The organism is Streptomyces sp. SA15, assembly GCF_002291145.1.
Classification (GTDB): Bacteria; Actinomycetota; Actinomycetes; order Streptomycetales; family Streptomycetaceae; genus Streptomyces.
The window spans coordinates 45,334-68,099 of record NZ_NTGE01000163.1; the positions used below are offsets into that span (position 1 = coordinate 45,334).

The following is a 22,766-nucleotide window of genomic DNA, read 5'->3' on the forward strand; positions in this document are numbered from 1 at the left end:
TCAGTACTCCAGCCGCTCGCGCCGGCCCAACCGCATCACGAGGGCGGCGAAGGCCAGCGTGACGACGAGCAGGGCGACGCCGATGGTGGTGGCGTAGGCGGCCTGCCCGTCACGGAACGCCTTCTGGTACACGTACAGGACCATGACGGTGGTCGAGTAGTCGGGACCGCCGGGCCCGGTCGTCATGATCTGTACGACCGCGAACGACTCGGCGCCCAGGGCGAGGATGCCCATGTAGACCCAGCCGGACTGCACGGTGTCCCACAGCAGCGGCAGGGTGATCCGGAAGAACGTGGTGGCACGGCCGGCGCCGTCGAGCAGCGCGGCCTCGTACAGATCGGTCGGGATGGACGCCATGCCGGCGGAGAACAGCACCACGAAGAAGCCGACCGTGGACCAGACCAGCACCGCCATCACGCACCACAGGGCCAGGCCCGGGTCGCCCAGCCACAGCGGCTGGACGCTGTCGAGCCCGATCCCGCGCAGGAACGAGTTGATGGCGCCGCTGTCCGGGTTGTACGCGAAGGCGAACAACAGGGCGACGATCGCGATCGAGAGCACCTGTGGAAAGAAATAGACGATCTTGTAGAAGGAAGAGCCCCGGACACCGGAGATGACCGGGCCGCCCTTCCTTCTCCGGCCGCCGACATTGATCATGAAGGCGAAGAACAGCGCCAGACTGATCGTCACCAGCGGCAGCACGACCGCGAACATCAAGCTGTGCTGCAAGGACTTCCAGAAGATCTCGTCGTCCAGCATCCTCCGGTAATTGTCCAGGCCGACCATCTTGAATTCGGGGCTCAGGCCGGTCCAGTCCGTGAACGAGTAGTAGATGGACTGGATGAACGGCCACACCACGAAGAGCGCGTACAGTCCCAGGGGCAAGGACAAAAACCCCACGATGAACCGGTACTTGCCGTGCTGCATCGCTACTCCGGTGTCGTGAGAATGCCGGTCACTGGTGCTTGTAGTGCTTGATCGAGGTGTCCTTGGCGGTTTCGTCGGCGAAGGCCTGGATCTTCTTGATGGCCTCGGCCGGGGTGAGGCGGCCGGCCATCATCTCGCCGAGACCGGACACGCCGATCTTCTCCTTCTGCAACTGCACGTACCAGTCCTGCATACGCGGATTCACCACGTTGTCGCCGGCCTTTTCCAGCGCCGCGACACCGGATTTCAAACCGGGAGTGAGGGTGATGCCGTCGGTGCCGCCGTTGTAGGCGGTGAGCGACTTGACCTTGCTGGTGAAGTTCTTCGAGGACGCCTCGCTGAGCATGATGCGCAGCTGCTCCATGCCACCGGCGCCGTTCTTGGCCTTGGCCGGGACGATGAAGGGCTCGCCGCCGGACGCCCAGATGGTGCCGAAGGGCATCTTGTCGGAGGAGTCGATGCCGGTGGGCGCGGAGACGGCCAGGTCGAAGTCCTTCGGGATGACGTTCGCCGACTCGTTCTCCACCCAGGAGCCGTTCGGGATGAACAGCGCCTTGCCCTTGGCCCAGGCGGTCTGCGACTGGATGTGGTCCAGGCCCGGGGTGCCCTTGAGGATGTAGCCCTTCCGGTAGAGCTCGTAGTAGGCGTCGAAACACGCCTTGACCGCCGGGTGCTTCCAGGCGTTCGGCTCCAGGTTGTCGATGGCGTCGAGGACCTCGACACCGCCGACCTTGCCGATCATCGGGTAGAGCGAGAAGGGCAGGTAGTACGGGTATTTGCCCGCGTAGGTCCAGCCCGCCATGCCCTTCTTCTTGGCCTTCTCGCACACGGCGAGCATCTGGTCCCAGGTCTGCGGGTACTGCTCGTCGAGCGAGTCCAGGGCCTTCTGCGAGTACCAGACGCCGTACACCGTGTACGCGTAGTACATGATCCACACCGGGTCGCCGTCGAGCCGGCCCATCTCCACGATTCCGGGGCGCAGTGTGTCGCGGACCTTCTTGTTCGGGTCGTCGTAGGACGGGGCGTCCATCAGCGGGGTGAGGTCGGTGAGCTGGTTCTTGCCGGCCAGGACACCCATGTCCATCTGCTCGGCGCCGGAGTTGTCGATGAGGTCGGGCGGGGTGCCCTGGTTGAAGCGCGGCTGCAGCGTGGACTGGATCTTCTGGGTGGCCGAGAACTTCACCTTGACCTCGGGGAAGTTCTTTTCGTAGATCTTGACGGCGTCCTCGGCGTACTCCTTGCCGAAACCGCCGTCGAACAGGACGAATTCCATTCCCGCGGTCTCGTTTACGCCAAGTGGGTTCTTGGCGGTCTTCTTTCCCGCCTTGGCCTTGTCGCCGCTGTCGTCGCCGCCACTGCTGGCGCACGCGGACAGGAAGCTCATGGTGGGTACGGAGATCAGGCCCAGCGCGGCCGACCGCTTGATCAGATCGCGGCGGCCGACGCCCGCGGTGCCGTTCTCGGTGTTCTCGGCGGAGGTGGATCCCATGCTCAAGTCCTCGCCTTCTCCAGGACTCAGGCGGTGAACCGGATCCTTCCCGGCACCGCGGTCAGGTCAAGCAGGGTCGTGCAGAAAAAGTGGATCATGAAGTGGAGCGTGACGTGCGGATCGTGTGAAGTGCCGACAGGTATAGTCCATTTCCGGGCGGTGGAGCAAGATCGAATGCAAGGTTGGCCGCGGGTCTTTTCCGAGTTGAGACCTCGCGGAAATATGAGCGACCTGTGCGCCACTTGCCGGAAAAATCCCTGACATAAAACCCGAATGCCACAGTCAACACTCTTGACAACACTGCACACCTGAGTCACAACTGGTCTTTGCGCAGTGACGTTGACAACGTTATCCACGCCCGGCGCAGGGGGTGCTCGCGTATGCGGCAGCACAGGGTTCGGCACAGACGCGGTACGGCGATCGTGTCGGCGGCCGCCTTACCTCTTCCGCACTGGGCGTCTACCGTTCCTGGGCGCGCGGAGGTCGAAACCGCTCGCCTGAGCAACGGAGTTGGGAGTCCCATGTCGCTTCCCGTGCCTGTCCTGCCCGACGGTGTCGACCCCGCGTGGCTGCCGCCCGCTGCCTTCCGGGCGATCGGCACCCGGCGCTCGCTGATCCGGGGGTCAGGTCCGCTGGTGGAGACGGTGCACGGGGAAGTGACTCAGGCCTGTGCCCGGTTCGGTGGTCGTGTGGACCGCGACCCCGAGCCGGGTTCCGGCACGTCGTACGACCTGGTGCTGGAGCTGACGGGCACCGATGACACCGAGGCGTTCACGTACGTGCGCGAGGGCGGCCGTACGGCGGTCACCGCGTCGGGCCAGGCCGGACTCCTCTACGGATTCTTCCATGTCGTACGGCTCGGCGAGGACGCCTTCCGCGATGAGCGCGCGCGGGAAGCGCACCGCCCGGCACTGGCGCTGCGGATGCTGGACCACTGGGACAACGTGGCTGTGCACCCGGTCATGGGGCAGGTGGAGCGCGGGTACGCCGGCGGGTCGCTGTTCTGGCAGGACGGGCGGGCACGCGGTGAGCTGGAGCGGGTGCGGGCGTACGGCAGGCTGCTGGCGGCCTGCGGAATCAACGCCGTGGCGGTGAACAACGTCAACGTGCACGAGACCGAGGCGCACCTGCTCACGGACCGGATCGGTGAAGTCGCCGAGATCGCGGGCGCGTTGAGGCCGTACGGCATCAGGACGCATCTGTCGGTCACCTTCGCCGCGCCGATGGTGCTCGGCGGGCCGGCCACGGCCGATCCGCTGGACGCGTCGGTGCGCGCCTGGTGGGCCGAGGCTACGCGGCATGTATACGAGGAGATCGAGGACTTCGGCGGATATGTCGTCAAGGCGGACTCCGAGGGCCAGCCGGGGCCGTTCGCGTACGGCCGCAGTCACGCCGACGGGGCGAACATGCTGGCCGCCGCGCTGGAGCCGTACGGCGGCACGGTCCACTGGCGGGCCTTCGTCTACAACCACCGCCAGGACTGGCGGGACCGCACGACCGACCGGGCGCGGGCGGCGTACGACCATTTCGTGCCGCTGGACGGGGAGTTCGCGTCCAATGCCGTGCTCCAGGTGAAGCACGGGCCGGTGGACTTCCAGGTGCGGGAGCCGGTGTCCCCGCTGATCGGGGCGATGCCGCGCACACGGCTGACGGTAGAGGTCCAGGCCACTCAGGAGTACACCGGGCAGCAGCGGCACGTGTGCTGGCTGGGGCCGATGTGGAGCGAGGTGCTGGGGTTCCGGCCGGACGGGGAGGCGAGCGTCGGGCAGCTGGCGAGCGGGCTCGTGGCCGTGTCCAACGTCGGCGACGACCCGTTCTGGACCGGGCATCCACTCGCCCAGGCGAACCTCTACACCTTCGGGCGGCTGGCATGGCAGCCGGACGCGGATCCGGACGGCGTTCTCGACGAGTGGATCCGGCTCACCTTCGGGACGGGTCCCGCGGCGGGGCTGCGCGCGGTGCTGGACGGTTCGTGGCGGACGTACGAGAAGTACACCGCGCCGCTCGGGGTGGGCTTCATGGTGCAGCCGGGGCACCACTACGGGCCGAGCGTGGACGGATACGAGTACAGCCCGTGGGGGACCTATCACTTCGCCGACCGGGACGGGGTCGGGGTCGATCGCAGCTGCGCCACCGGAACCGGGTACGCGGGGCAGTACGCCAAGCCGTGGGCCGAGCGGTACGAGTCGCCTCAGAGCTGCCCCGACGAGCTGCTGCTGTTCTTCCACCACGTGTCGTACGGGCACATGCTGAAGAGCGGCAAGACGGTGATCCAGCACATCTACGACACGCACTTCGAGGGCGTGGCGGAGGTGGAGGAGGCCCGGGAGGTGTGGGCCTCGCTGGCCGGGCTGGTGGACCCGGCGCGCCACGCACGGGTGACGGAGCGGTTCGAGGAGCAGCTCCGCAGTGCCCGCGAGTGGCGCGATCAGGTCAACAGCTACTTCTTCCGGAAGTCGGGGGTGCCCGACGCACATGGGCGCCGAATCCACTGAACCGAATCCACTGAACCGCATCTGCTGAACCGCATCTACTGAATGCGCAGGATCGCTGTGCCCAGCGGATCGAGGGTCAGTGGATCGCCGTCCTCGACCCGCTTGCCGGTCAGCAGGTCGGTGGTGGTGGTGTGGGCGGTCAGGTGGGCCGGTTCGGGGGCGTGGTTGAGGAGGAAGAGGAGTCGGGTGCCGTCGGCGGTGACGCGGGTCGCGGTCTCCAGGCCGGTGTGCTCGGTGTACGGGCCGATCAGGTCGTGGCGGGCCAGGATGCGCCTTACCACCTGGTCGACGCCTGGCTGGTAGAGGGCGGTGGCGACGTACCAGCCCTCGCCGTCGCCGTAGCGGTTGCGGGTCACGGCGGGGGTGCCCGCGTAGAAGTCGGAGCCGTACGTGGCGACCGGCTCGGCGCCCCGCGGCAGCACGATCTCGAAGACGAGCCGTGCCTCTGCCCCCAGTTCGGGGACGGTCTGGACGAACTCCGGTGGACGGGCGTCCCATTCGTCGACGCGGACGCCCAAGAGAGGGGCCAGCGGGCCGGGCACGTCGGTGAGGAAGGCGCGGTCGTGCTCGTCGACGCGGCCGGAGAGGAAGGTGGTGAGGACGGTGCCGCCGCGTGCGGCGACGGCTTCGAGGCGGGTGGGCAGGTCGCCCTTGACCATGTGCAGGACGGGGGCGAGGACCACGTCGTAGGGGGTGAGGTCGGCGGTCTGCGGGATGACGTCGATGTCGGCGCCGGCCTCGCGGGCGGCGCGGTAGTAGGCGTGGACCACCTCCTGGTAGCGGACCAGGCGGGAGGGGCCGTCGGAGATCTCCAGGGCCCACCAGCTGTCCCAGTCGAAGATCAGGGCGGTGCGGGCGGGGGTGCGGGCGCCGAGGGTGCTGGAGCCCAGGAGCTCCAACTCCCTGCCCAGATCGGCCACTTCGCGGAAGACGCGGGTGTCGTCGCGGCCCGCGTGGCCGATGACCGCCCCGTGGTACTTCTCGCAGGCGCCGCGCGAGGCGCGCATCTGGAAGTACAGGGCCGCGTCCGCGCCGTGCGCGATGGCCTGGAAGGTGGCGAGGCGCAGCTCCCCCGGCCTCCGCAGGGGGTTGACGTCACGGCAGGCCGTTGTTGACGGGGTTTGCTCCATCAGCCAGAAGGGGGCGCCGTCCTTCAGGCCGCGCATCAGGTCGTGGGCGAGGGCGGGCCAGGTCGGCGGGGCGTCGAGGGGCGGGTAGCTGTCCCAGGAGGCGAAGTCGAGGTGGGGCGCCCAGCGGTGGTAGTCGAGGGGGCGAAACATGCCCATGAAGTTGGTGGTGACGGGCGTGTCCGGGTCATGGGCGCGGATCACCTCCTTCTCGGCGAGGAAGCAGCCGAGCAGGGCGTCGGTGGTGAAGCGGAAGTAGTCGAGGGTGGTGCCCTGGAAGGCGGTGTGGTCGGGGCCGCGCCAGTGTTCGGTGAGGGCGTTCGGGGGCTCGATCTCGCCGAAGTCGGTGTAGCGGTGGGACCAGAAGGTGGTGCACCAGGCGTCGTTGAGGGCGTCGAGGGTGGCGTACTTGTCCCGCAGCCACGCGCGGAAGGCATCGGCGCACAGATCGCAGTAACAGGTGCCGCCGTACTCGTTGTTGATGTGCCAGGCGAGTAACGCCGGGTGCTGTACGTACCGTTCGGCGAGACGGCCGGCCATCTCCGTCGCGAGGCTGCGGTACGCCGGTGAGCTGGGGCAGAAGTTGTGGCGCTGGCCGTAGCGGTGGCGGCGGCCCTCGAAGTCGGTCCGGTTGACCTCGGGGTACTTCTTCGCCAGCCAGGGCGGGAGGGCGGCGGTGCCGGTGGCCAGGCAGACCTGGCGGCCCTCGGCGGCGGCCCGGTCGAGGATGCGGTCCAGGATCGTGAAGTCGTAGGTGCCTTCGGCCGGTTGGGTCAGGGACCAGGAGAAGACGCCGACGGTGAGGGTATCGATGCCGGCCCGGGTGAACAGGTGGTGGTCCTCGTCCCAGACCGGCTCCGGCCACTGCTCCGGGTTGTAGTCACCGCCGTACGGGATCTTGGGGGTATCGGGCACGGTCATGCGGTGAAGTCCTCCTGGGTCTCGGCGATCACCGGGCGGCTGCTGTGCAGCAGGGAGAGCAGCAGCGGGGCGGCCAGCAGGGCGGGCAGGGCCTCGGTGAGCAGGGCGGTCAGTCCGGCGGCCAGGACGAGCAACGAGGCGGCGCCCAGGGTGGCGCGGCCGTGCCGGAGCAGGAAGTAGCCGGACAGCCGGGCCGTGTCGCGGGCGCGGAAGGAGAACAGGGAGGTGAGGACGAGCGCGTGCGCGCCCCAGAGGAGGGAGCCGGCCCCGATGGCTCCGAGCAGTACCGCCCACCAGCGGGGCAGCCCGGCGGCGGAGAAGTGGGTCAGTGTGAAGGCGATGACGGTGAGCCAGGCGAGCAGGGGTGCCCACAGCTTCAGGGACGGTACGGCGTTCAGCCGCCAGCCGCGCCAGTAGGTGCGGGCCGGGTGCAGGTCGGTGAGGTCGCGGTCGCGGTGGTGGAGGGCGTACAGCGCGGCGGAGAGGGCCGGGCCGAGGGGCAGCAGGCATACGGCGGCCAGGGGGAGGTTGGCCGGGTCGGTGCCCACCAGCAGCAGCCCGGCCAGACCCGGCGCGGCGGCGACGAGCAGCAGCGCTTCGACGGTGACCAGGGTGTGGATCAGGGCGGCGGCCCGGGAGAGAGGGCCGTCGCCGAAGGCGGTCGAGGTGGATGGGGACGTGGACGTGGTGGGTGCGGGTGTGCTCACTGCGGCTCCGTTCCGAGCGGCCGCCGTTCGTCCCACCACGTCGGCGCCTCCTTCTCGACCACGGATCACCCGTTCTCCTTCTTGAAGCGGTCGTGCGCCTTGTTGTGGACGTCGACGAGCTGGTCCATGTTCTTCGCCTTCAACTCGGTGACGTACGCGTCCCATTCGGACAGCGGGCGCTTGCCGAGGGCGAACTTGAGGGTGTTCTGGGTGACGTGGTCCCTCAGCGGGGTGTCCCAGAGGGTCGCCTGTTCCTGCTCGACGGACTGGAGTGGGTGTGCCGGGTCGATGGGCAGCTGTGTGCGCTGGGCCATGGCGTCCTGGAACTTCTTCTCGTCCGGGCTGAAGTTGGAGGAGACCAGCGCCCAGCTGCCGCCGTAGGTGAAGACGCCGTTGAAGAAGCCGTAGTCCTTCTGGAGGTCCTTCGGGGCGTCCGGGTCGGACCCCATGAGGCTGATGCCGGGCTCCAGCTCGAACTGGCCGCCGGACTCGGTGTAAGTAACGCCCTCGACGCCCCACTTGGAGAACTTCTGGCCCTCGTCGGAGTACCAGAGCCAGTCCACGAACTGCATCATCGCGACGAAGCTGTCGCTCTTGAGCGCCTTGCTGGAGATCATGACGCCGTTCTCCAGCCGCGTGCCGCCCATCACCACCGGGCCCGCCGGTCCCAGCGGCACCGGCACCATCTCGATCTTCGCGCCCTCGACCTGCTTCTCCAGGTTGTAGCGGTAGTTCTGCACCAGCTCCTGCGGGTTGGCGCTGATCGCGAAAGACTTCTCGCCGAGTAGCTTCTGCACGGCCGCGTCATCGGTCTGGGTGAAGCTCTCCGGGTCCATCAGCTTCTCGGCGACCAGTTTTCTCACGTACTCGACCATCTGGCGATAGCCGTCCGTCGCGCCGGTGAAGACGAACTCCTGCGCCTTCGTGTCGAAGCTGATGTTGTTGTACGTCCAGCCCGCCTGGACGCCGTACGCCTGACCGAGGTAGCTGAGCAGGGCCGCCACGGGGAACGGGGTGTTGGTGCTCCAGCGGTCGGAGAAGGGGTAGCGGTCGGGGTACTCCTCCTTGATCGCCTTGAAGACGGTGTACACCTCGTCCCAGCTGGTGGGCAGGGACAGGCCCAGCTTGTCGAGGACGTCCGTGCGGAAGGACATCGAGTAACCGGACTTGGGCCTCTCGTGCAGGCCGGGCAGCAGGTAGTACTTCCCGTCGGACTGCCGGATCGAGTCGAGCTCGGGCTCCAGGCGCCACTTCTTCACCTTGGCCTGGAAGTTGGGCATCAGGTGCACGTAGTCGCTCACCGCCAGGATCGCGCCCGACGACACGAAGGCGACCTCCGAGGGGTGGTACGTCTTGGGGATCAGGAACGGGGCGTCACCCGCGCCGATGAGGACGCTGCGCTTCTTCTCGTAGTCCACCAGAGGGACGTCGACCGGCTTGAGGGTCACACCGGTGCGCTTGGTGACCTCCTTCCAGAACAGCCAGCTGTTCTTCATCGGATAGACCGGGTTGTTGTTGTGCAGGACCGAGAAGGACAGTGGCTTGGCGGCCTTGAACTGCTGGCCGGCGCGGTACTCCTTCATCGCGCCGTTCTGCTTCTTCGACAGATCCTTGCTGTTCCCGCCGTCGTCGCCGCTGCCGCAGCCGGTGAGGGTGGCGAGGCCTATGAAGCCTGCGGCGGAGAGGATCTGGCGCCGCGACAACTGCCCTGCGTTCTTCAACGGAGACTCCTTTGTTCCGTGAGCGACATTCCTGAGCTGCATTCCTGAGCGGCATTTCGTGAGCGGCATTTCGTGAGCGATATGAGGGAGCGTCAGCCCTTGACCGCGCCGAGCATCACGCCCGAGACGAAGTAGCGCTGGACGAACGGGTACACGCAGAGGATCGGCAGCGCGGTCAGCACGATCGTGACCGACTGGATGTTCGCCCCGACCTGGCTGAGCTGCTCCGTGGCGGCGCCGGCGTTGCCGCCCGTGGTGGCGCCCGAGATGAGGTTGCGCAGGTAGACGGTGGCCGGCATGAGTTCGGTCTTGTCCATGTACAGGAACGCGCTGAACCAGGAGTTCCAGAAGGACACCGAGTAGAACAGCACCATCGTGGCGACGACCGCCTTGGACAGGGGCAGCACGATCCGCAGCAGGATGCCGTACGTGCTCAGGCCGTCGATCTGCGCGGCCTCCTCCAGGTCGGTCGGCAGGCTCTCGAAGAAGGCCTTCATGACCAGGAGGTTGAAGACGCTGATGGCGTTGGGGAGCGCGATCGCCCAGACGCTGTTCTTCAGGCCGAGGCTGGTGACCAGGACGTAGTTGGGGATCAGGCCGCCGGTGAAGAACATGGTGAACACGGCGACGCCCACGAGCACGCCGCGCCCCTTGAGCTGCTTCTTGGACAGGACGTAGGCATAACAGGTCGTCAGGACCATGGCGACGGCGGTGGCCACCACCGTGTACAGCACGGTGTTGCCGTAGTTCCGCCAGAACATCGAGTCCTGGAGCACGATCTTGTACGTGGTGAGGTTGAAACCCTTGGGCCACAGCGTCACTTCACCGGCCCGGATCTGGCGTTCCGAGCTGAACGAGCGGGCGATGATGTTCACGAACGGGTACAGGGTCACGACCACGACCAGGGTGAGGATCACCCCGTTGACGCCCTGGAAGACCCGGTAGCCCCGCGTGGGCCGGTTGACACTCACCACAGGCTCGTCCCCACTGTGCGGCGCGAGAGCTGGTTGGCGGACACGATCAGCACCAGGCCGATGATCGCCTCGAACAGGCCGATGGCGGCGGCGTAGCTGAAGCTGTTGGACTCGACACCGGCGCGGTAGAGGTACGTCGAGACCACGTCGGCGGTCGGATAGGTCAGCGGGTTGTACAGCAGCAGGACCTTCTCGAAGCCGACCGCCAGGAACGTGCCGATGTTGAGGATCAGCAGCGTGATCATGGTGGGCCGGATGCCGGGCAGGGTGACGTGCCAGATCTGCTGCCAGCGGTTGGCGCCGTCGATGCGCGCGGCCTCGTACAGGTCCTCGTCGATCGTGGTGAGCGCGGCGAGGTAGAGGATCGTGCCCCAGCCTGCGGTCTGCCAGATCTCCGAGCCGACGTAGATCGTGCGGAACCACTCCGGTTCCTGGATGAAGCGGATCGGATCGTGGCCGAACCAGCCCAGGATGTGGTTGACCGGGCCGTCCGTGGCGAGCATCTGCATCGTGATGCCCGCGACGATCACGATCGACAGGAAGTGCGGAAGGTACGACACCGACTGCACGAACCGTTTCAGCGACCGCCGGCGCACCTCGTTCAGCAGCAGCGCCAGCACGATCGGGATCGGGAAGCAGAAGACGAGCGTCAGCCCGCCGAGCCACAGGGTGTTCCGGAACACCTGCCAGAAGGTGGGATCGGTGAGGAACATGCGCACATAGCGCAGCCCCACCCACTGCTCGCCGAAGATCGAGCCGCCCGGCTCGAAACGCCGGAAGGCGATCACGTTGCCGATCATCGGCAGATAGCGGAAGACCAGGAAGAACAGCAGCGGCAGGATCGCCAGCGAGTACAGCTGCCAGTCGCGGCGCAGCGCCCGCCGCCAGCCGGTGCGCGCGGGCTTCCGCGCACCGCGACGGGGTGCGGCTCCGGCCGGCGGTGGGTCCTGGGTGCCCGGCGGTGGGGCCGACGTGGTGGACGTGCTCATGCTCGGGCCTCCCGTGGCATGGGACGCGGAACCGAAACTTTCGAGCTCTTACCGGTAACTTCGCGGCAACTTAGGGGCAGCAGAAAGCGCTGTCAATGGGGGCTGCACGCGGGAACCTTGGGGACACAAGACGGTTGTGTCACCCTGGATTCACCTCGGTGTCAGGGTGGAAGAGATGAATGGATCGGCGCGGTCACGCCGGAACTTTCTGCCCTACGACCGCAACGATCGGACCGAGCCGCCCCGTTGACGCCTGTGAGGTGCCGCCGTGCCCGCGTTCGACCTGCCGTTGAAGGAGTTGGAGCGGTACCGACCGGAGCCCGAGGAGCCCGCCGACTTCGACGAGTTCTGGCGGGCCACGCTGAAGGAGGCCGGGCAGAGGGACCCGGTGGTGTCAGTGCGGCCCGTGCGGACCGGCCTGCGGCTGACGGAGACCTGGGACGTGACCTTCCGCGGCTTCGCCGGCGATCCGGTCCGCGCCTGGTACAGCCTCCCGGCCGGGGTACGGGAGCCGCTGCCCGCGGTCGTCGAGTACGCGGGCTACGGCCGCGGTCGCGGCCTCCCCCACGAGCGGCTGACCTGGGTGAACGCCGGGTACGCGCACCTGCTGATGGACAACCGGGGCCAGGGCGACCAGTACGGCTGCGGCGGCGACACCCCGGACCCGCACGCGGGCGCACCGGGCGGCCCCGGCCCGGCGGTACGGGGCCTGCTCGCCCCACAGGACTACCACTACCGGCGCCTGATCACGGACGCGGTACGGGCGGTGGCGGCGGTGCGGGAGCTGCCCGGGGTCGACGGCGGGCGCGTCGCGGCCGTCGGCAACAGTCAGGGCGGCGGCCTCGCCCTGGCCGTCGCGGGGCTCGTCCCCGACCTGGCGGCGGCCCTGGTCACCGCGCCTTTCCTGTGCGGCATCCGGCGCGCACTGGACCTCACCGACGCGAGCCCGTACGGCGAGATCACCGCCTATCTGTCGGTGCACCGGGGCGCCGAACAGGCCGCCCATCGCTCGCTCGCGTACATGGAGGGCATCTCCTTCGCGCGGCGCGCGCAGGCGCCGGCGCACTTCGGGGTGGGGCTGCGCGACACGGTGTGCCCGCCGAGCGGGGCGTACGCGGCTTTCAACCGGTACGGGGAGTTGGCCACCGATAAACCCCGCAAGGAGATCCACGCCTATCCGTACAACGGTCACGAGGGCGGCGACGCGGTGCATGTACGCCGCCAACTGGGCTGGCTGGCGGAGGTGTTCGGCCCGGGGCGAGCGTGAACAGTCCAGCGCGCCAAGACGAAGCTGGGCGCCCGCGCCCGCGACCGCGCCCAACTGGTGGTCTTCGCCTTGGTCTTCGCCTTGGTCTTCGCCTACCGGTCCGGGCTCGTACGGCCGCCGCGCTGACTGTTTACAAGTCAGCCCTGCGGCGCTAGCTTCCCAAAACAGAGGGGTGGGAGCGCTCCCACCAGGTGGACCGGAACCCGCCCGCGGGCCCGCTCCCACCCCCGCATCCGCATCCGCACACGCGTCCGCAGACACGCATCCACGGACACGCATCCACAGGCACGCATCCACACGGCCCGTACCTCAAGGAACGGACTGATCTGTCATGATCCTGACAAGAACGCGGCCGGAGTCCCCGGACTCCCCGCGCCGATTACTGGCTGCCCCCACCCGCGCCAGATCCCTCTTCCTCGTCCTGGTGGCCCTGTTCGCCACCATCCCGGCGCTCAGCCTGGTCGTCACGGCCGGCGGCGAGGCGGAGGCCCACGGCACCCCGATGAAGCCCGGCAGCCGTACCTTCCTGTGCTGGCAGGACGGCCTGACCGACACCGGTGAGATCAAGCCGGTCAACCCGGCCTGCAAGAACGCCCAGCAGGTCAGCGGCACCACGCCGTTCTACAACTGGTTCTCGGTGCTGCGCTCGGACGGCGCCGGCCGCACCCGCGGCTTCGTGCCGGACGGCCAGCTGTGCAGCGGCGGCAACACCAACTTCACCGGCTTCAACGCGCCGCGCGACGACTGGCCGCTCACCCACCTCACCTCGGGCGCGACGGTCGACTTCTCGTACAACGCCTGGGCCGCGCACCCCGGTTGGTTCTACGTCTACATCACCAAGGACGGCTTCGATCCCAAGCAGACCCTCACCTGGGACGACATGGAGGACCAGCCGTTCCTGAGCGTCGACCACCCGCCGCTCAACGGCAGCCCGGGCACGGTCGAGGCCAACTACTCCTGGACCGGCAAGCTGCCCGCCGACAAGTCCGGGCGACACATCATCTACATGGTCTGGCAGCGCTCGGACAGCCAGGAGACCTTCTACTCCTGCTCCGACGTCGTCTTCGACGGCGGAAACGGCGAGGTCACCGGCATCCACGACCCGGGCAACCCGACCGATCCGGTGCCGGGCACCTGCACGGCCACCCGTAGGACGACGGGCAGCTGGAACGGCGGCTACCAGTCCGAGGTGACCGTCACCAACTCCGGCGACGTCCCGATGCTGGGCTGGATGGTCGACTGGACGCTGCCGAGCGGCCAGAAGGTCGAGAGCCTGTGGAGCGGCAACGCGACCTACACCGGGCAGAACGTGATGGTCCACAACGCGGGCTGGAACGGCTCGCTGGATCCGGGAGAGAGTACGACGTTCGGCTACGTCGTCTCCGGCTCCGGCGGTGATACGGCGACGAGCCTGCCCTGCCGGGTCGGCTGAGCCACCGCTCCGGACGGACCCGGTGGGTGTGAGCCCTGTCCATCGGGTCCGTCATCGAGATCCGTCATCGAGATCCGTCATCGAGAGCGGAAGGAGCAAGCGGCGGCCACCTCCGTCACCGGATCCGCACGCGCCGCCCTCGCCGTGCTGCCCGCCGTCGGCAGTTCCACCGTGAACTCCGTGTGCCCCGGAACGCTGTCCACCTCGATGCGTCCCCCGTGCGCCGCCATGATCGCCGCCGCTACGGCCAGGCCCAGACCCGAGCCGCCCTGCCTGCCATCCGCGCGGGAGCGGGACGTGTCCGCGCGGCTGAAGCGTTCGAAGACCGTGGGGAGGAGGGCGGGCGGGATGCCGGGGCCGTCGTCGCGGACGCGGATGACGCGGCGGGCGGGCGTGGCCTCGACGGAGGCCACGACTGTCGTGCCGACAGGTGTGTGCATACGCGCATTGGCCAACAGGTTGGCCACCACCTGGTGGAGGCGTGCCTCGTCGCCGGCCACCAGCGCGGGGGCGTCGAGGCGCAGCTCCAGCTGCCAGTCGTGGCCGCCGCCCGCGGCCCGCGCCTCCCACACGGCCTCCGCGACCAGCGCCGCCAGGTCCACCTCGGCGGACCGCAACGGCCGGCCCTCGTCGAGCCGGGCCAGCAGGAGGAGGTCCTCGACGAGGCTGGTCATGCGGGCCGACTCGGCCAAGACGCGGCGCCAGGCGAGGACCGGCTCGATCGGGCCGGTGCCGCGGTTCATCAGCTCCGCGTATCCGGCGATGGACGCGAGCGGCGTACGCAGTTCATGGCTGGCGTCGGAGAGGAAGCGGCGCATGCGTTCCTCGCTGCGGCGCACCCGCTCCTCGCTGCGCCGGCGCTCGGCGATCTGGGACTCGACATGGTCGATCATCCGGTTGAGCGCGGCACCGACCTGACCGGCCTCGCTGCCGGAGTCGGTGTCCTTGACGGGGACGCGGGTGAGGCCGGTGGCCCCGGTCCGGTCCAGCTCCGCGCGGGAAACCTCGGCTGCGGTGGCGGCGACCCGTCGGAGGGGGCGCAGCTGCCGCCGTATGACCACCGCGCAGACGCAGCCGGCGACGGCGAGCCCGGCGCCGACGACGACTCCCTCAACCAAGACCAGCCTGCTGATCATGCGCTCCACCTGGTCCATGGGGAGGCCGGTCAGGACGCGGACCCCGTCGTCGTCGAGCGCGGCGACCCGGTAGGTGCCGAGGCCGGGGACGGTCCGGGTGTGCCGCGAACCGTCGGGCGCGATGCCCGCCAGGGCGGTGCGCTGGGCTGTGGTGAGGGACCGCGGTACGGCGTCGTGCCCGACCACCGCTCCGGTGAGGATCGTGCCGTCGTCGTCGAGCCGGGCGGTGAGCAAACCGGCCGGGTGACCGGTGTCGTTGAGGAAGGTCAGGTTGTCCTCGATGTCCGGGTGGTGCGCGGCACCGTCCAGGCCGCGCTCGGCGGCGCTGGTGACGCGGTCGTCCAAGTCGCCCATCAGATAGGAGCGTTGGACGACGGCCGTGATGATCGCCGTCGCGGCGCATACGGCGACGAGGATGGCGCCGATGAAGAGCAGCAGGCGGGTGCGGAGGGAGCGCGTGCGCGGGAAACGGCGCTGCCGGGCGGTCCCCGCTCGTCGCGGGCTCGGGCGCAGTCCGGCGGCGGTCATCTCCCGGCCTCCGTCGGCCTGATGGTGCGGCCCGGCCGGCGGTCGGTATGGGGAAGGGCGGGCTCACCGTCGACGACGAGCCTGCGGACGCGGCCGGTTCGGGACCGGGAGATGCCAGACATGTCTCGATCCTGTCCCCGTCCGCTGGGGGAATCCTGTGTTCAACCTGAGGGTGGGCGATGTTCTCGGGCGGATCGGGACGCATACGGCGAAGGCGTACGACGAAGGCGCACGACGAAGGGCCGCACCCCGCCATCGGGGATGCGGCCCTCAACTGCCGTGCCGTACCGCTTACTGGGATTACTTTGGATTACTTTGGATTACTTTGGATTACTTGGGTTGTTACTTGCGGATCAGGCTGCGCAGCACGTACTGCATGATGCCGCCATTGCGGTAGTAGTCGGCCTCACCGGGGGTGTCGATGCGGACGACCGCGTCGAACTCGACGCCTGTGTCGGTGGTGACCTTGACCGTGCGCGGCGTGGTGCCCTCGTTGAGCTCGGTGACGCCGGAGATGGAGAAGGCCTCCTCGCCGGTCAGGCCGAGCGTCGAGGCGGACTGGCCCTCCGGGAACTGGAGCGGGAGCACGCCCATGCCGATGAGGTTGGAGCGGTGGATGCGCTCGTACGACTCGGCGATGACGGCCTTGACGCCGAGGAGGGCCGTGCCCTTGGCCGCCCAGTCGCGGGACGAGCCGGAGCCGTACTCCTTGCCGGCCAGGACGACCAGCGGGATCCCCGCCGCCTGGTAGTTCTGCGAGGCGTCGTAGATGAAGGAGACCGGCGCGCCGTCCTGCGTGAAGTCGCGGGTGTAGCCGCCCTCGGTGCCCGGCGCGATCTGGTTGCGCAGGCGGATGTTGGCGAACGTGCCGCGGATCATGACCTCGTGGTTGCCGCGGCGGGAACCGTACGAGTTGAAGTCACGACGCTCCACACCGTGCTCGGTGAGGTACTTGCCCGCCGGGGTGTCGGCCTTGATCGCGCCGGCCGGGGAGATGTGGTCGGTGGTGACCGAGTCGCCCAGCTTGGCGAGGACGCGCGCGCCCGAGATGTCGGAGACCGGAGTGGTCTCCATCGTCATGCCCTCGAAGTACGGGGGCTTGCGGACGTACGTCGACTGCGCGTCCCACTCGAAGGTGTTGCCGGTCGGGATCGGCAGCGCCTGCCACTGGGCGTCGCCCGCGAAGACGTCCTGGTAGGACTTGTTGAACATGTCCTCGCCGATGGCGTTCGCCACGACGTCGTTGACCTCGGCCTCGGAGGGCCAGATGTCGGACAGGTAGACCGGCTTGCCCTCCTGGTCCGTGCCCAGCGCGTCCTTGGTGATGTCCACCTTCATGGAGCCCGCGAGGGCGTACGCGACGACCAGCGGCGGGGAGGCCAGGTAGTTCATCTTGACGTCGGGGTTGATACGGCCCTCGAAGTTCCGGTTGCCGGAGAGAACCGACGTGACCGCGAGGTCGTGGTCGTTGACGGCCTTGGAGACCTCCTCCGGCAGCGGGCCGGAGTTGCCGATGCAGGTGGTGCAGCCATAGCCGACGAGGTTGAAGCCGACCTTGTCGAGGTACGGGGTGAGCCCGGCCTTGTCGAAGTAGTCCGTCACGACCTTCGAACCCGGGGCGAGGGTGGTCTTGACCCACGGCTTGCGGGTCAGGCCCTTCTCCACGGCCTTCTTCGCGACGAGCGCGGCGGCGACCATGACGTACGGGTTGGAGGTGTTGGTGCAGGAGGTGATGGCCGCGACCGTCACGGCACCGTGGTCGATCTCGTAGGTCGAGCCGTCGGGGGCGGTGACGGTGACCGGGTTGCTCGGGGCGCCGTTCGGGATCGACGAGGGGGCGTCGGAGCTCGGGAAGGACTCCTTGCTGGCCTCGTACTCGTCGACGCTGACGTAGTTGCGGACGTCCTGCTTGAACTGCTCGGCGGCGTTCGCGAGGACGATGCGGTCCTGCGGACGCTTCGGGCCGGCGATCGACGGGACGACCGTCGAGAGGTCGAGCTCCAGCTTCTCCGAGAAGTCGGGCTCGGCGGCCGGGTCGAGCCAGAGGCCCTGCTCCTTGGCGTACGCCTCGACGAGCGCCAGCTGCTGCTCGCTGCGGCCGGTCAGCTTCAGGTACTTGATGGTCTCGGCGTCGATCGGGAAGATCGCGGCGGTCGAGCCGAACTCCGGCGACATGTTGCCGATGGTGGCGCGGTTGGCGAGGGAGGTGGCGGCCACGCCCTCGCCGTAGAACTCGACGAACTTGCCGACCACGCCGTGCTTGCGGAGCATCTCGGTGATGGTCAGCACCAGGTCGGTGGCGGTGGTGCCGGGGGTGAGCTCACCGGTCAGCTTGAAGCCGACGACGCGCGGGATGAGCATCGAGACGGGCTGACCGAGCATCGCGGCCTCGGCCTCGATACCGCCGACGCCCCAGCCGAGGACGCCGAGACCGTTGACCATGGTGGTGTGCGAGTCGGTGCCGACGAGGGTGTCGGGGTACGCCTGGCCGCCCCGCACCATCACGGTCCGGGCCAGGTGCTCGATGTTCACCTGGTGGACGATGCCGGTGCCGGGCGGGACGACCTTGAACTCGTCGAAGGCGGTCTGGCCCCAGCGCAGGAACTGGTAGCGCTCGCGGTTACGGCCGTACTCGAGCTCGACGTTCTGCGCGAAGGCGTCGTTGGTGCCGAACTTGTCGGCGATGACGGAGTGGTCGATGACCAGCTCGGCCGGGGCCAGCGGGTTGATCTTCGCCGGGTCTCCGCCGAGCTCCTTGACGGCCTCACGCATCGTGGCGAGGTCCACGACACAGGGCACGCCGGTGAAGTCCTGCATGATCACGCGGGCCGGCGTGAACTGGATCTCCTGCGACGGCTGGGCCTGCGAGTCCCAGCCGCCAAGGGCGCGGATGTGGTCGGCGGTGATGTTCGCGCCGTCCTCGGTACGGAGCAGGTTCTCCAGCAGGACCTTAAGGCTGTAGGGGAGCCGGGCCGAGCCCTCCACCTTGTCCAGGCGGAAGATCTCGTACGACTCGTCGCCCACCTGCAGCGTGCTGCGGGCGTCGAAGCTGTTCGCCGACACGACAGTCTCCTTTATTTCTGTGCGCTTACCACCGCATCCTGCCGCCACGCCCTCTTGGCCGATCCGCTAAGGTAAGGCTAAGTTAGGTAGGCCTTACTGGAGTGGCGACTGCGGCACGCCTCGGCAGATATCTCGATGTCGAGATAACTCTAGTACATGGGGCCGGGTTGGTCATGCCCGGGCTCCTTGTCTGTTCTCATCCAGTCGAGGCGTTTGCTCAGCGAAGTCAGTCGTTTGGGTCGGGGTACCTGAGGCGCCGCTGCTGGCGAGTGTCCGGTGGTTGTCGCGTTACCGGCACCCCCGCTGCCCGCACGACGTGTCCGCGGGTCGGCTTCGGAAGGTTTTTACGACACCGGGTCCGCTGATGGCCGGGGCGGATGCAGCCGGTGACCAGCTGGCGACGCTGCCCGTGTTGTTCCATCGGCGCTGGTTCCAGGAGCTGACGTCGGCCTGGCGGACGGTCGGTCGGCCAAGAAGATGCCGGCCTTCGGGCAGGTCGAACCGGGGGTGGTGGAGGCGATGCGGCGGGCGATCGGCGAGACCGCCGACGCGTCGTCGAGAACCACCGGCGAGCCTGGGGCCTGTCCGGCGGATCAGGTCGCAGGAAAGCGGCGGCGCCCAATCAACGCAGGTGAGCGGGGCCTGGTGCGTCGAGCTGCAAGGCGGAGGAGGGCGTCGACGCGATGGGGGTCCCCCCGCGCGAGGTTGTTCGAGCGTGGGGGAGTCGGCAACCGACGACAACGCCGCAGATCGGCGCCCGCCGCAGAGCGGCTGGTGTCACTGCGGCCCCGCGTCTGCGGCATGATCCGCCGGACAGGGCCTGATCCGGGTCACAGAACTAGCCGGCGTAGGGGTTGCCGCCGAGCCAGGTGGTGCCGTCGATCAGTTCGCGCGCCGCGTCCAAGTGGCCGCTGTGGCAGGCGACTTCGGTGAGCACGTGGATCAGTATGTGCCGCACGTCAGGCAGCCGCCAGGTCGGCCAGATCTCCACGGGCCAGGCGGCGGGCTCCTGTTCGGGCGCGGCGGCGGCGAGCACGGCGTCCGCGCGCGCGATGGCCGCCCGGTAGTCGGCGAAGACCTCCTCGGCGCTCATCCCCTCGGGTACGTACCAGTGCGTCTCAGCGCCCGCCGTGAGCTGTCCGGCCACATCCGGCTCGCCCGCGATCACCCCGGGGAACCAGAAGCGTTCGACATCCAGGGTGAGGTGGCGCAGCAATGCCAGGCAGCTCCAGCCGCTGGGCAGCACCGGCCGCCGCAGATCCTCCTCCGAGAGCCCTTCGAGGATCCCGAGGACGTGCTCGCGCTGGCGGTCCAGGGCGCCCTTGAGGGCGTCGAGTTCGGCGTTCACCGGGCGGCGCACAGTTCGGCGAGGCGTTCCAGGGTGCTCGCCATTTGCGTCTGCCACCAGGCGCGCCCGCTGTCCACTTCCGCGCGTTTGTCCTCCGGCATGCGCGAACCGTCGAAGATCTCGGTCACCACCGTCGCCCCGGCCCCGTCCGGGAGCAGGTCGAAGATCCACCGGTGGCCCCACGCGGCCTCGGGTGCGGTGGCGTCCGGGTGCCCGCGACCGGGCCTCGGCTCCCAGCCGATGCGGCGGTCCGGCTCGTACTCGACGACGTGGTTGTTCATCTCGTAGTCGCCGTAGCGCTCGTAGTGCATCCGCATCACGAAGACGTCCCCGACGCCCGAGACCACGGCGCCGCAGACGCCACCGCGCAGCATCCCCGAGCCGTCGAGGTCCGGGTGCCGTCCGGGGTCGGCCAGGATCCGGAAGATGTCCCCCACCGGGGCCCCGATACGCCGGGACACCGCCACCACGGGCTCGCCTGTCGTCCTCGTCATCCGCGCGCCTCCGTCAACCGCAGAGCATGAACCTGACCGCGGCCTGGACGCTACACCGGGGGTACGACAACGCCTGGCCGAGCACGTGCGAGCCCCGCCCTGCGCGGACTCCCACCGAACCAGTTCTGTCGCCGGCACCACAGCCGTCGGGTGCGCGGCGATCTCCTCCAGCAGCACCCGCGCCATCGTGCGGCCCATCTCCTCCGTCGGCTGCCACAGGCTGGTCAGCGGCGGTTGGCGTGCCGCGCGATCGGCGAGTCCTCGAAGCCGATCAGCGCGGCCAACTTCGCCGGGTGCGCGCAGTCGATCGTCAAGCTCCACTTGGTGGCCATGAGCCCTCCCCAGTCGGAGGAACGGACTGTATCGCGCACCTCCGACACCTCCTGCCCGCTACCTCGCGCGTGACCCGCGGCTTGACGAGCGGCATCAGGAATCGATGAGAATCACTCAACCTTCACAGCTCAAGACCGGTCGGCTGTGGGCCAGGCCAGCATCGCCGACTCCGCCACCTTCTCCAGCACCTCGCGGGAGGCGCCGTCGCATGCCTGCTGGTTCATGCCCTGGATGACGGCCGCGTAGAAGGCCGCGAGGCCTTCCGCGTCCGTGTCCGGGGGCAGGCGCTCCGTTTCGATGTCCTGGCGGATGCGGGCGGCGATGGCCGCCTTCGTCGCCTCTCGCATCCCGCGGAGTTCCGTCTTCACATCCTGCGAGCCGGGTCCGCAGTTCGCGGCGGCTGTGATGATCAGGCAGCCCGGCGGATGCCGCGGGTCGGTGTAGTCGGCCGCCAGGTACCGCAGCATGGCCCGGATCGCCGAGCGAGCATCCTGGCCGTCGCCCGAGAGGGTTGTGCCGTAGGTGCTCTGGTACAGCCGAACGGCCTCGCCGAACAGCTGCCGCTTGTCACCGAATGCCGCGTACAGGCTGGGCGGCTTGATTCCCATGGCCTTGGTGAGCGAGGCGATGGACGTCGCCTCATACCCGTAGGTCCAGAACTCCTCGAGCGCCACGGCCAAGGCCTGGTCCCGGTCGAAGGCGCGGCGGGTTCGCGTCGCAGCGGGCTTGTCCGGCAGGGCGGCGGGCGGGTCGCCGCCTTCTCCGCTCGCGCCTTCTCCGCGTCGCCTGCGGCTCCGCCGTTCGTTCTCGCTGTTCTCCGTCACGTGGTCAGTCTAGCGACCAGCTTTAGCGACCACTAAAGAAGCTCTGCTACAGTCACCATCGCACCCAGCTTTAGCGATCGCTAAAGGTGGGTGCGACCGAACACCCACGCCCACGCCCACCTCCACGTCCACGTCCACGTCCACGCACATACACGTGCACACACAAAGGACCCAGCCATGACCACCGAAGCCCCCGCCCTCTACGCCCGCACCGTCCACGGCTCGGGCCCCGGTCTCCTCCTCGCCCACGGCGCCGGCGGCGGCATCGAGGCCAACTACGGCCCGATCATGAACGGGATCGCCGCCCAGCACACCGTGGTCGGCGTCGACTACCCGGGCTCCGGCAACACCCCCACGCAGACCGCCCTGGAGCTCGACGAGCTGGCGGACCAGTTGGTCGCGGCGGCGGATGCCGAAGGACTCGACACGTTCGCCGTCTCCGGGTACTCGCTGGGCGGCGCGGTCGCCATCCGCATCGCCGCCCGCCACCCGGAGCGGGTCACCTCGCTCGTCCTGAGCGCCACGTTCGCCCACCTGGACACCCGCACCGAGCTGGCCGCCGACCTCTTGCACCAGCTCTTCATCTCCGGACAGCACATGCTGCTCGCCCAGTACCTGACCCGACTGACCCTCAGCGCCCCCGCCCAGAACTCCCTCACCCCCGCCCAGGCCCGAGCCACCGCCGAACAGACCGCCTCGGCCATACCGCCGGGCACCGGCGCCCAGGTCGACCTGGTCCGCCGGGTCGATGTACGCGACGACCTCGCCGCGATCACCGTCCCGACCCTCGTCGTCATCACCACCGCCGACTCCCTCATCCCCGCCGCCCTGCAGCACGAACTGGCCGCCGCCATCCCCGGCGCGCAGATCGCCGAACTCCCCACCGGGCATCTCCCCTTTGTCGAGCAGCCCGAGGAATGGCTGCGGCTCATCACCGACTTCCTCGGCCGACAGCAGATACGGCGCTGAAGCCCCGGCCGCTGGAGCGCGA

Annotated in this window: 16 protein-coding genes and 1 pseudogene; 4 read left to right on the forward strand and 13 right to left on the reverse strand. The window is 68.7% G+C overall.

Annotated features, from left to right (window positions below; translation table 11 throughout):
- A complete protein-coding gene (locus CLM62_RS35865; RefSeq protein WP_095754069.1) occupies positions 1 to 927 on the reverse strand; it encodes a carbohydrate ABC transporter permease in 927 nt (308 codons plus the stop codon).
- 28 nt (positions 928 to 955) lie between these two features.
- Positions 956 to 2,416 carry an N-acetylglucosamine/diacetylchitobiose ABC transporter substrate-binding protein gene (ngcE, locus tag CLM62_RS35870; protein ID WP_095754070.1) on the reverse strand — a complete coding sequence of 487 codons (1,461 nt, stop codon included), beginning with the start codon at positions 2,414 to 2,416 and terminating at the stop codon, positions 956 to 958.
- Between the two features lie 521 nt (positions 2,417 to 2,937).
- Here ngcE and CLM62_RS35875 point away from each other — a divergent pair.
- Positions 2,938 to 4,911, forward strand: coding sequence for an alpha-glucuronidase (locus CLM62_RS35875; RefSeq protein ID WP_095754071.1), 1,974 nt, complete (start codon positions 2,938 to 2,940; stop codon positions 4,909 to 4,911).
- A gap of 35 nt (positions 4,912 to 4,946) precedes the next feature.
- On the opposite strand, the gene CLM62_RS35880 is transcribed toward CLM62_RS35875, so the two are convergent.
- The 5 genes from CLM62_RS35880 to CLM62_RS35900 all read right to left on the reverse strand — a co-directional run bounded on the left by CLM62_RS35880 (position 4,947) and on the right by CLM62_RS35900 (position 11,350).
- A complete protein-coding gene (locus tag CLM62_RS35880; protein WP_095754072.1) occupies positions 4,947 to 6,959 on the reverse strand; it encodes a beta-galactosidase in 2,013 nt (670 codons plus the stop codon).
- Positions 6,956 to 7,666 (reverse strand): DUF624 domain-containing protein, encoded by a 711-nt coding sequence (locus tag CLM62_RS35885; protein WP_095754073.1) that lies wholly within the window; start codon positions 7,664 to 7,666, stop codon positions 6,956 to 6,958. The genes CLM62_RS35880 and CLM62_RS35885 overlap by 4 nt, the downstream gene beginning before the upstream one ends.
- Before the next feature lie 65 nt (positions 7,667 to 7,731).
- Positions 7,732 to 9,387, reverse strand: a complete 1,656-nt coding sequence (locus tag CLM62_RS35890) for an extracellular solute-binding protein (RefSeq protein WP_095754074.1) — start codon at positions 9,385 to 9,387, stop codon at positions 7,732 to 7,734.
- A 92-nt stretch (positions 9,388 to 9,479) separates the two neighbouring features.
- Positions 9,480 to 10,361, reverse strand: coding sequence for a carbohydrate ABC transporter permease (locus CLM62_RS35895; protein ID WP_095754075.1), 882 nt, complete (start codon positions 10,359 to 10,361; stop codon positions 9,480 to 9,482).
- Positions 10,355 to 11,350, reverse strand: a complete 996-nt coding sequence (locus CLM62_RS35900) for a sugar ABC transporter permease (RefSeq protein ID WP_095754076.1) — start codon at positions 11,348 to 11,350, stop codon at positions 10,355 to 10,357. Before CLM62_RS35900 ends, CLM62_RS35895 begins: the two co-directional genes overlap by 7 nt.
- 268 nt (positions 11,351 to 11,618) lie before the next feature.
- Here CLM62_RS35900 and CLM62_RS35905 point away from each other — a divergent pair, with 268 nt between their 5' ends.
- Together CLM62_RS35905 and CLM62_RS35910 are read left to right on the forward strand one after the other, a co-directional pair.
- Positions 11,619 to 12,617 (forward strand): acetylxylan esterase, encoded by a 999-nt coding sequence (locus tag CLM62_RS35905; RefSeq protein ID WP_095754077.1) that lies wholly within the window; start codon positions 11,619 to 11,621, stop codon positions 12,615 to 12,617.
- A gap of 331 nt (positions 12,618 to 12,948) precedes the next feature.
- Positions 12,949 to 14,049 (forward strand): lytic polysaccharide monooxygenase, encoded by a 1,101-nt coding sequence (locus CLM62_RS35910; RefSeq protein ID WP_095754078.1) that lies wholly within the window; start codon positions 12,949 to 12,951, stop codon positions 14,047 to 14,049.
- Between the two features lie 77 nt (positions 14,050 to 14,126).
- On the opposite strand, the gene CLM62_RS35915 is transcribed toward CLM62_RS35910, so the two are convergent.
- The 6 genes and pseudogenes from CLM62_RS35915 to CLM62_RS35945 form a co-directional block, all read right to left on the reverse strand.
- The gene (locus tag CLM62_RS35915) at positions 14,127 to 15,713 is read right to left on the reverse strand and encodes an ATP-binding protein (RefSeq protein ID WP_095754079.1); all 1,587 of its coding nucleotides are present in this window, start codon (positions 15,711 to 15,713) and stop codon (positions 14,127 to 14,129) included.
- A 342-nt stretch (positions 15,714 to 16,055) separates the two neighbouring features.
- The gene (acnA, locus tag CLM62_RS35920) at positions 16,056 to 18,776 is read right to left on the reverse strand and encodes an aconitate hydratase AcnA (RefSeq protein WP_095754080.1); all 2,721 of its coding nucleotides are present in this window, start codon (positions 18,774 to 18,776) and stop codon (positions 16,056 to 16,058) included.
- Between the two features lie 838 nt (positions 18,777 to 19,614).
- Positions 19,615 to 20,124, reverse strand: a complete 510-nt coding sequence (locus CLM62_RS35930; RefSeq protein WP_179382377.1) for a DinB family protein — start codon at positions 20,122 to 20,124, stop codon at positions 19,615 to 19,617.
- Positions 20,121 to 20,618 (reverse strand): polyketide cyclase, encoded by a 498-nt coding sequence (locus tag CLM62_RS35935; protein ID WP_095754082.1) that lies wholly within the window; start codon positions 20,616 to 20,618, stop codon positions 20,121 to 20,123. Before CLM62_RS35935 ends, CLM62_RS35930 begins: the two co-directional genes overlap by 4 nt.
- Before the next feature lie 102 nt (positions 20,619 to 20,720).
- A pseudogene (locus CLM62_RS50830) lies at positions 20,721 to 20,896 on the reverse strand (substrate-binding domain-containing protein); the annotation flags it as partial.
- A 183-nt stretch (positions 20,897 to 21,079) separates the two neighbouring features.
- Positions 21,080 to 21,775, reverse strand: a complete 696-nt coding sequence (locus CLM62_RS35945; protein ID WP_257004284.1) for a TetR/AcrR family transcriptional regulator — start codon at positions 21,773 to 21,775, stop codon at positions 21,080 to 21,082.
- A 177-nt stretch (positions 21,776 to 21,952) separates the two neighbouring features.
- Here CLM62_RS35945 and CLM62_RS35950 point away from each other — a divergent pair, with 177 nt between their 5' ends.
- Positions 21,953 to 22,744, forward strand: coding sequence for an alpha/beta fold hydrolase (locus tag CLM62_RS35950; RefSeq protein ID WP_095754083.1), 792 nt, complete (start codon positions 21,953 to 21,955; stop codon positions 22,742 to 22,744).
- Positions 22,745 to 22,766: the final 22 nt, after the last annotated feature.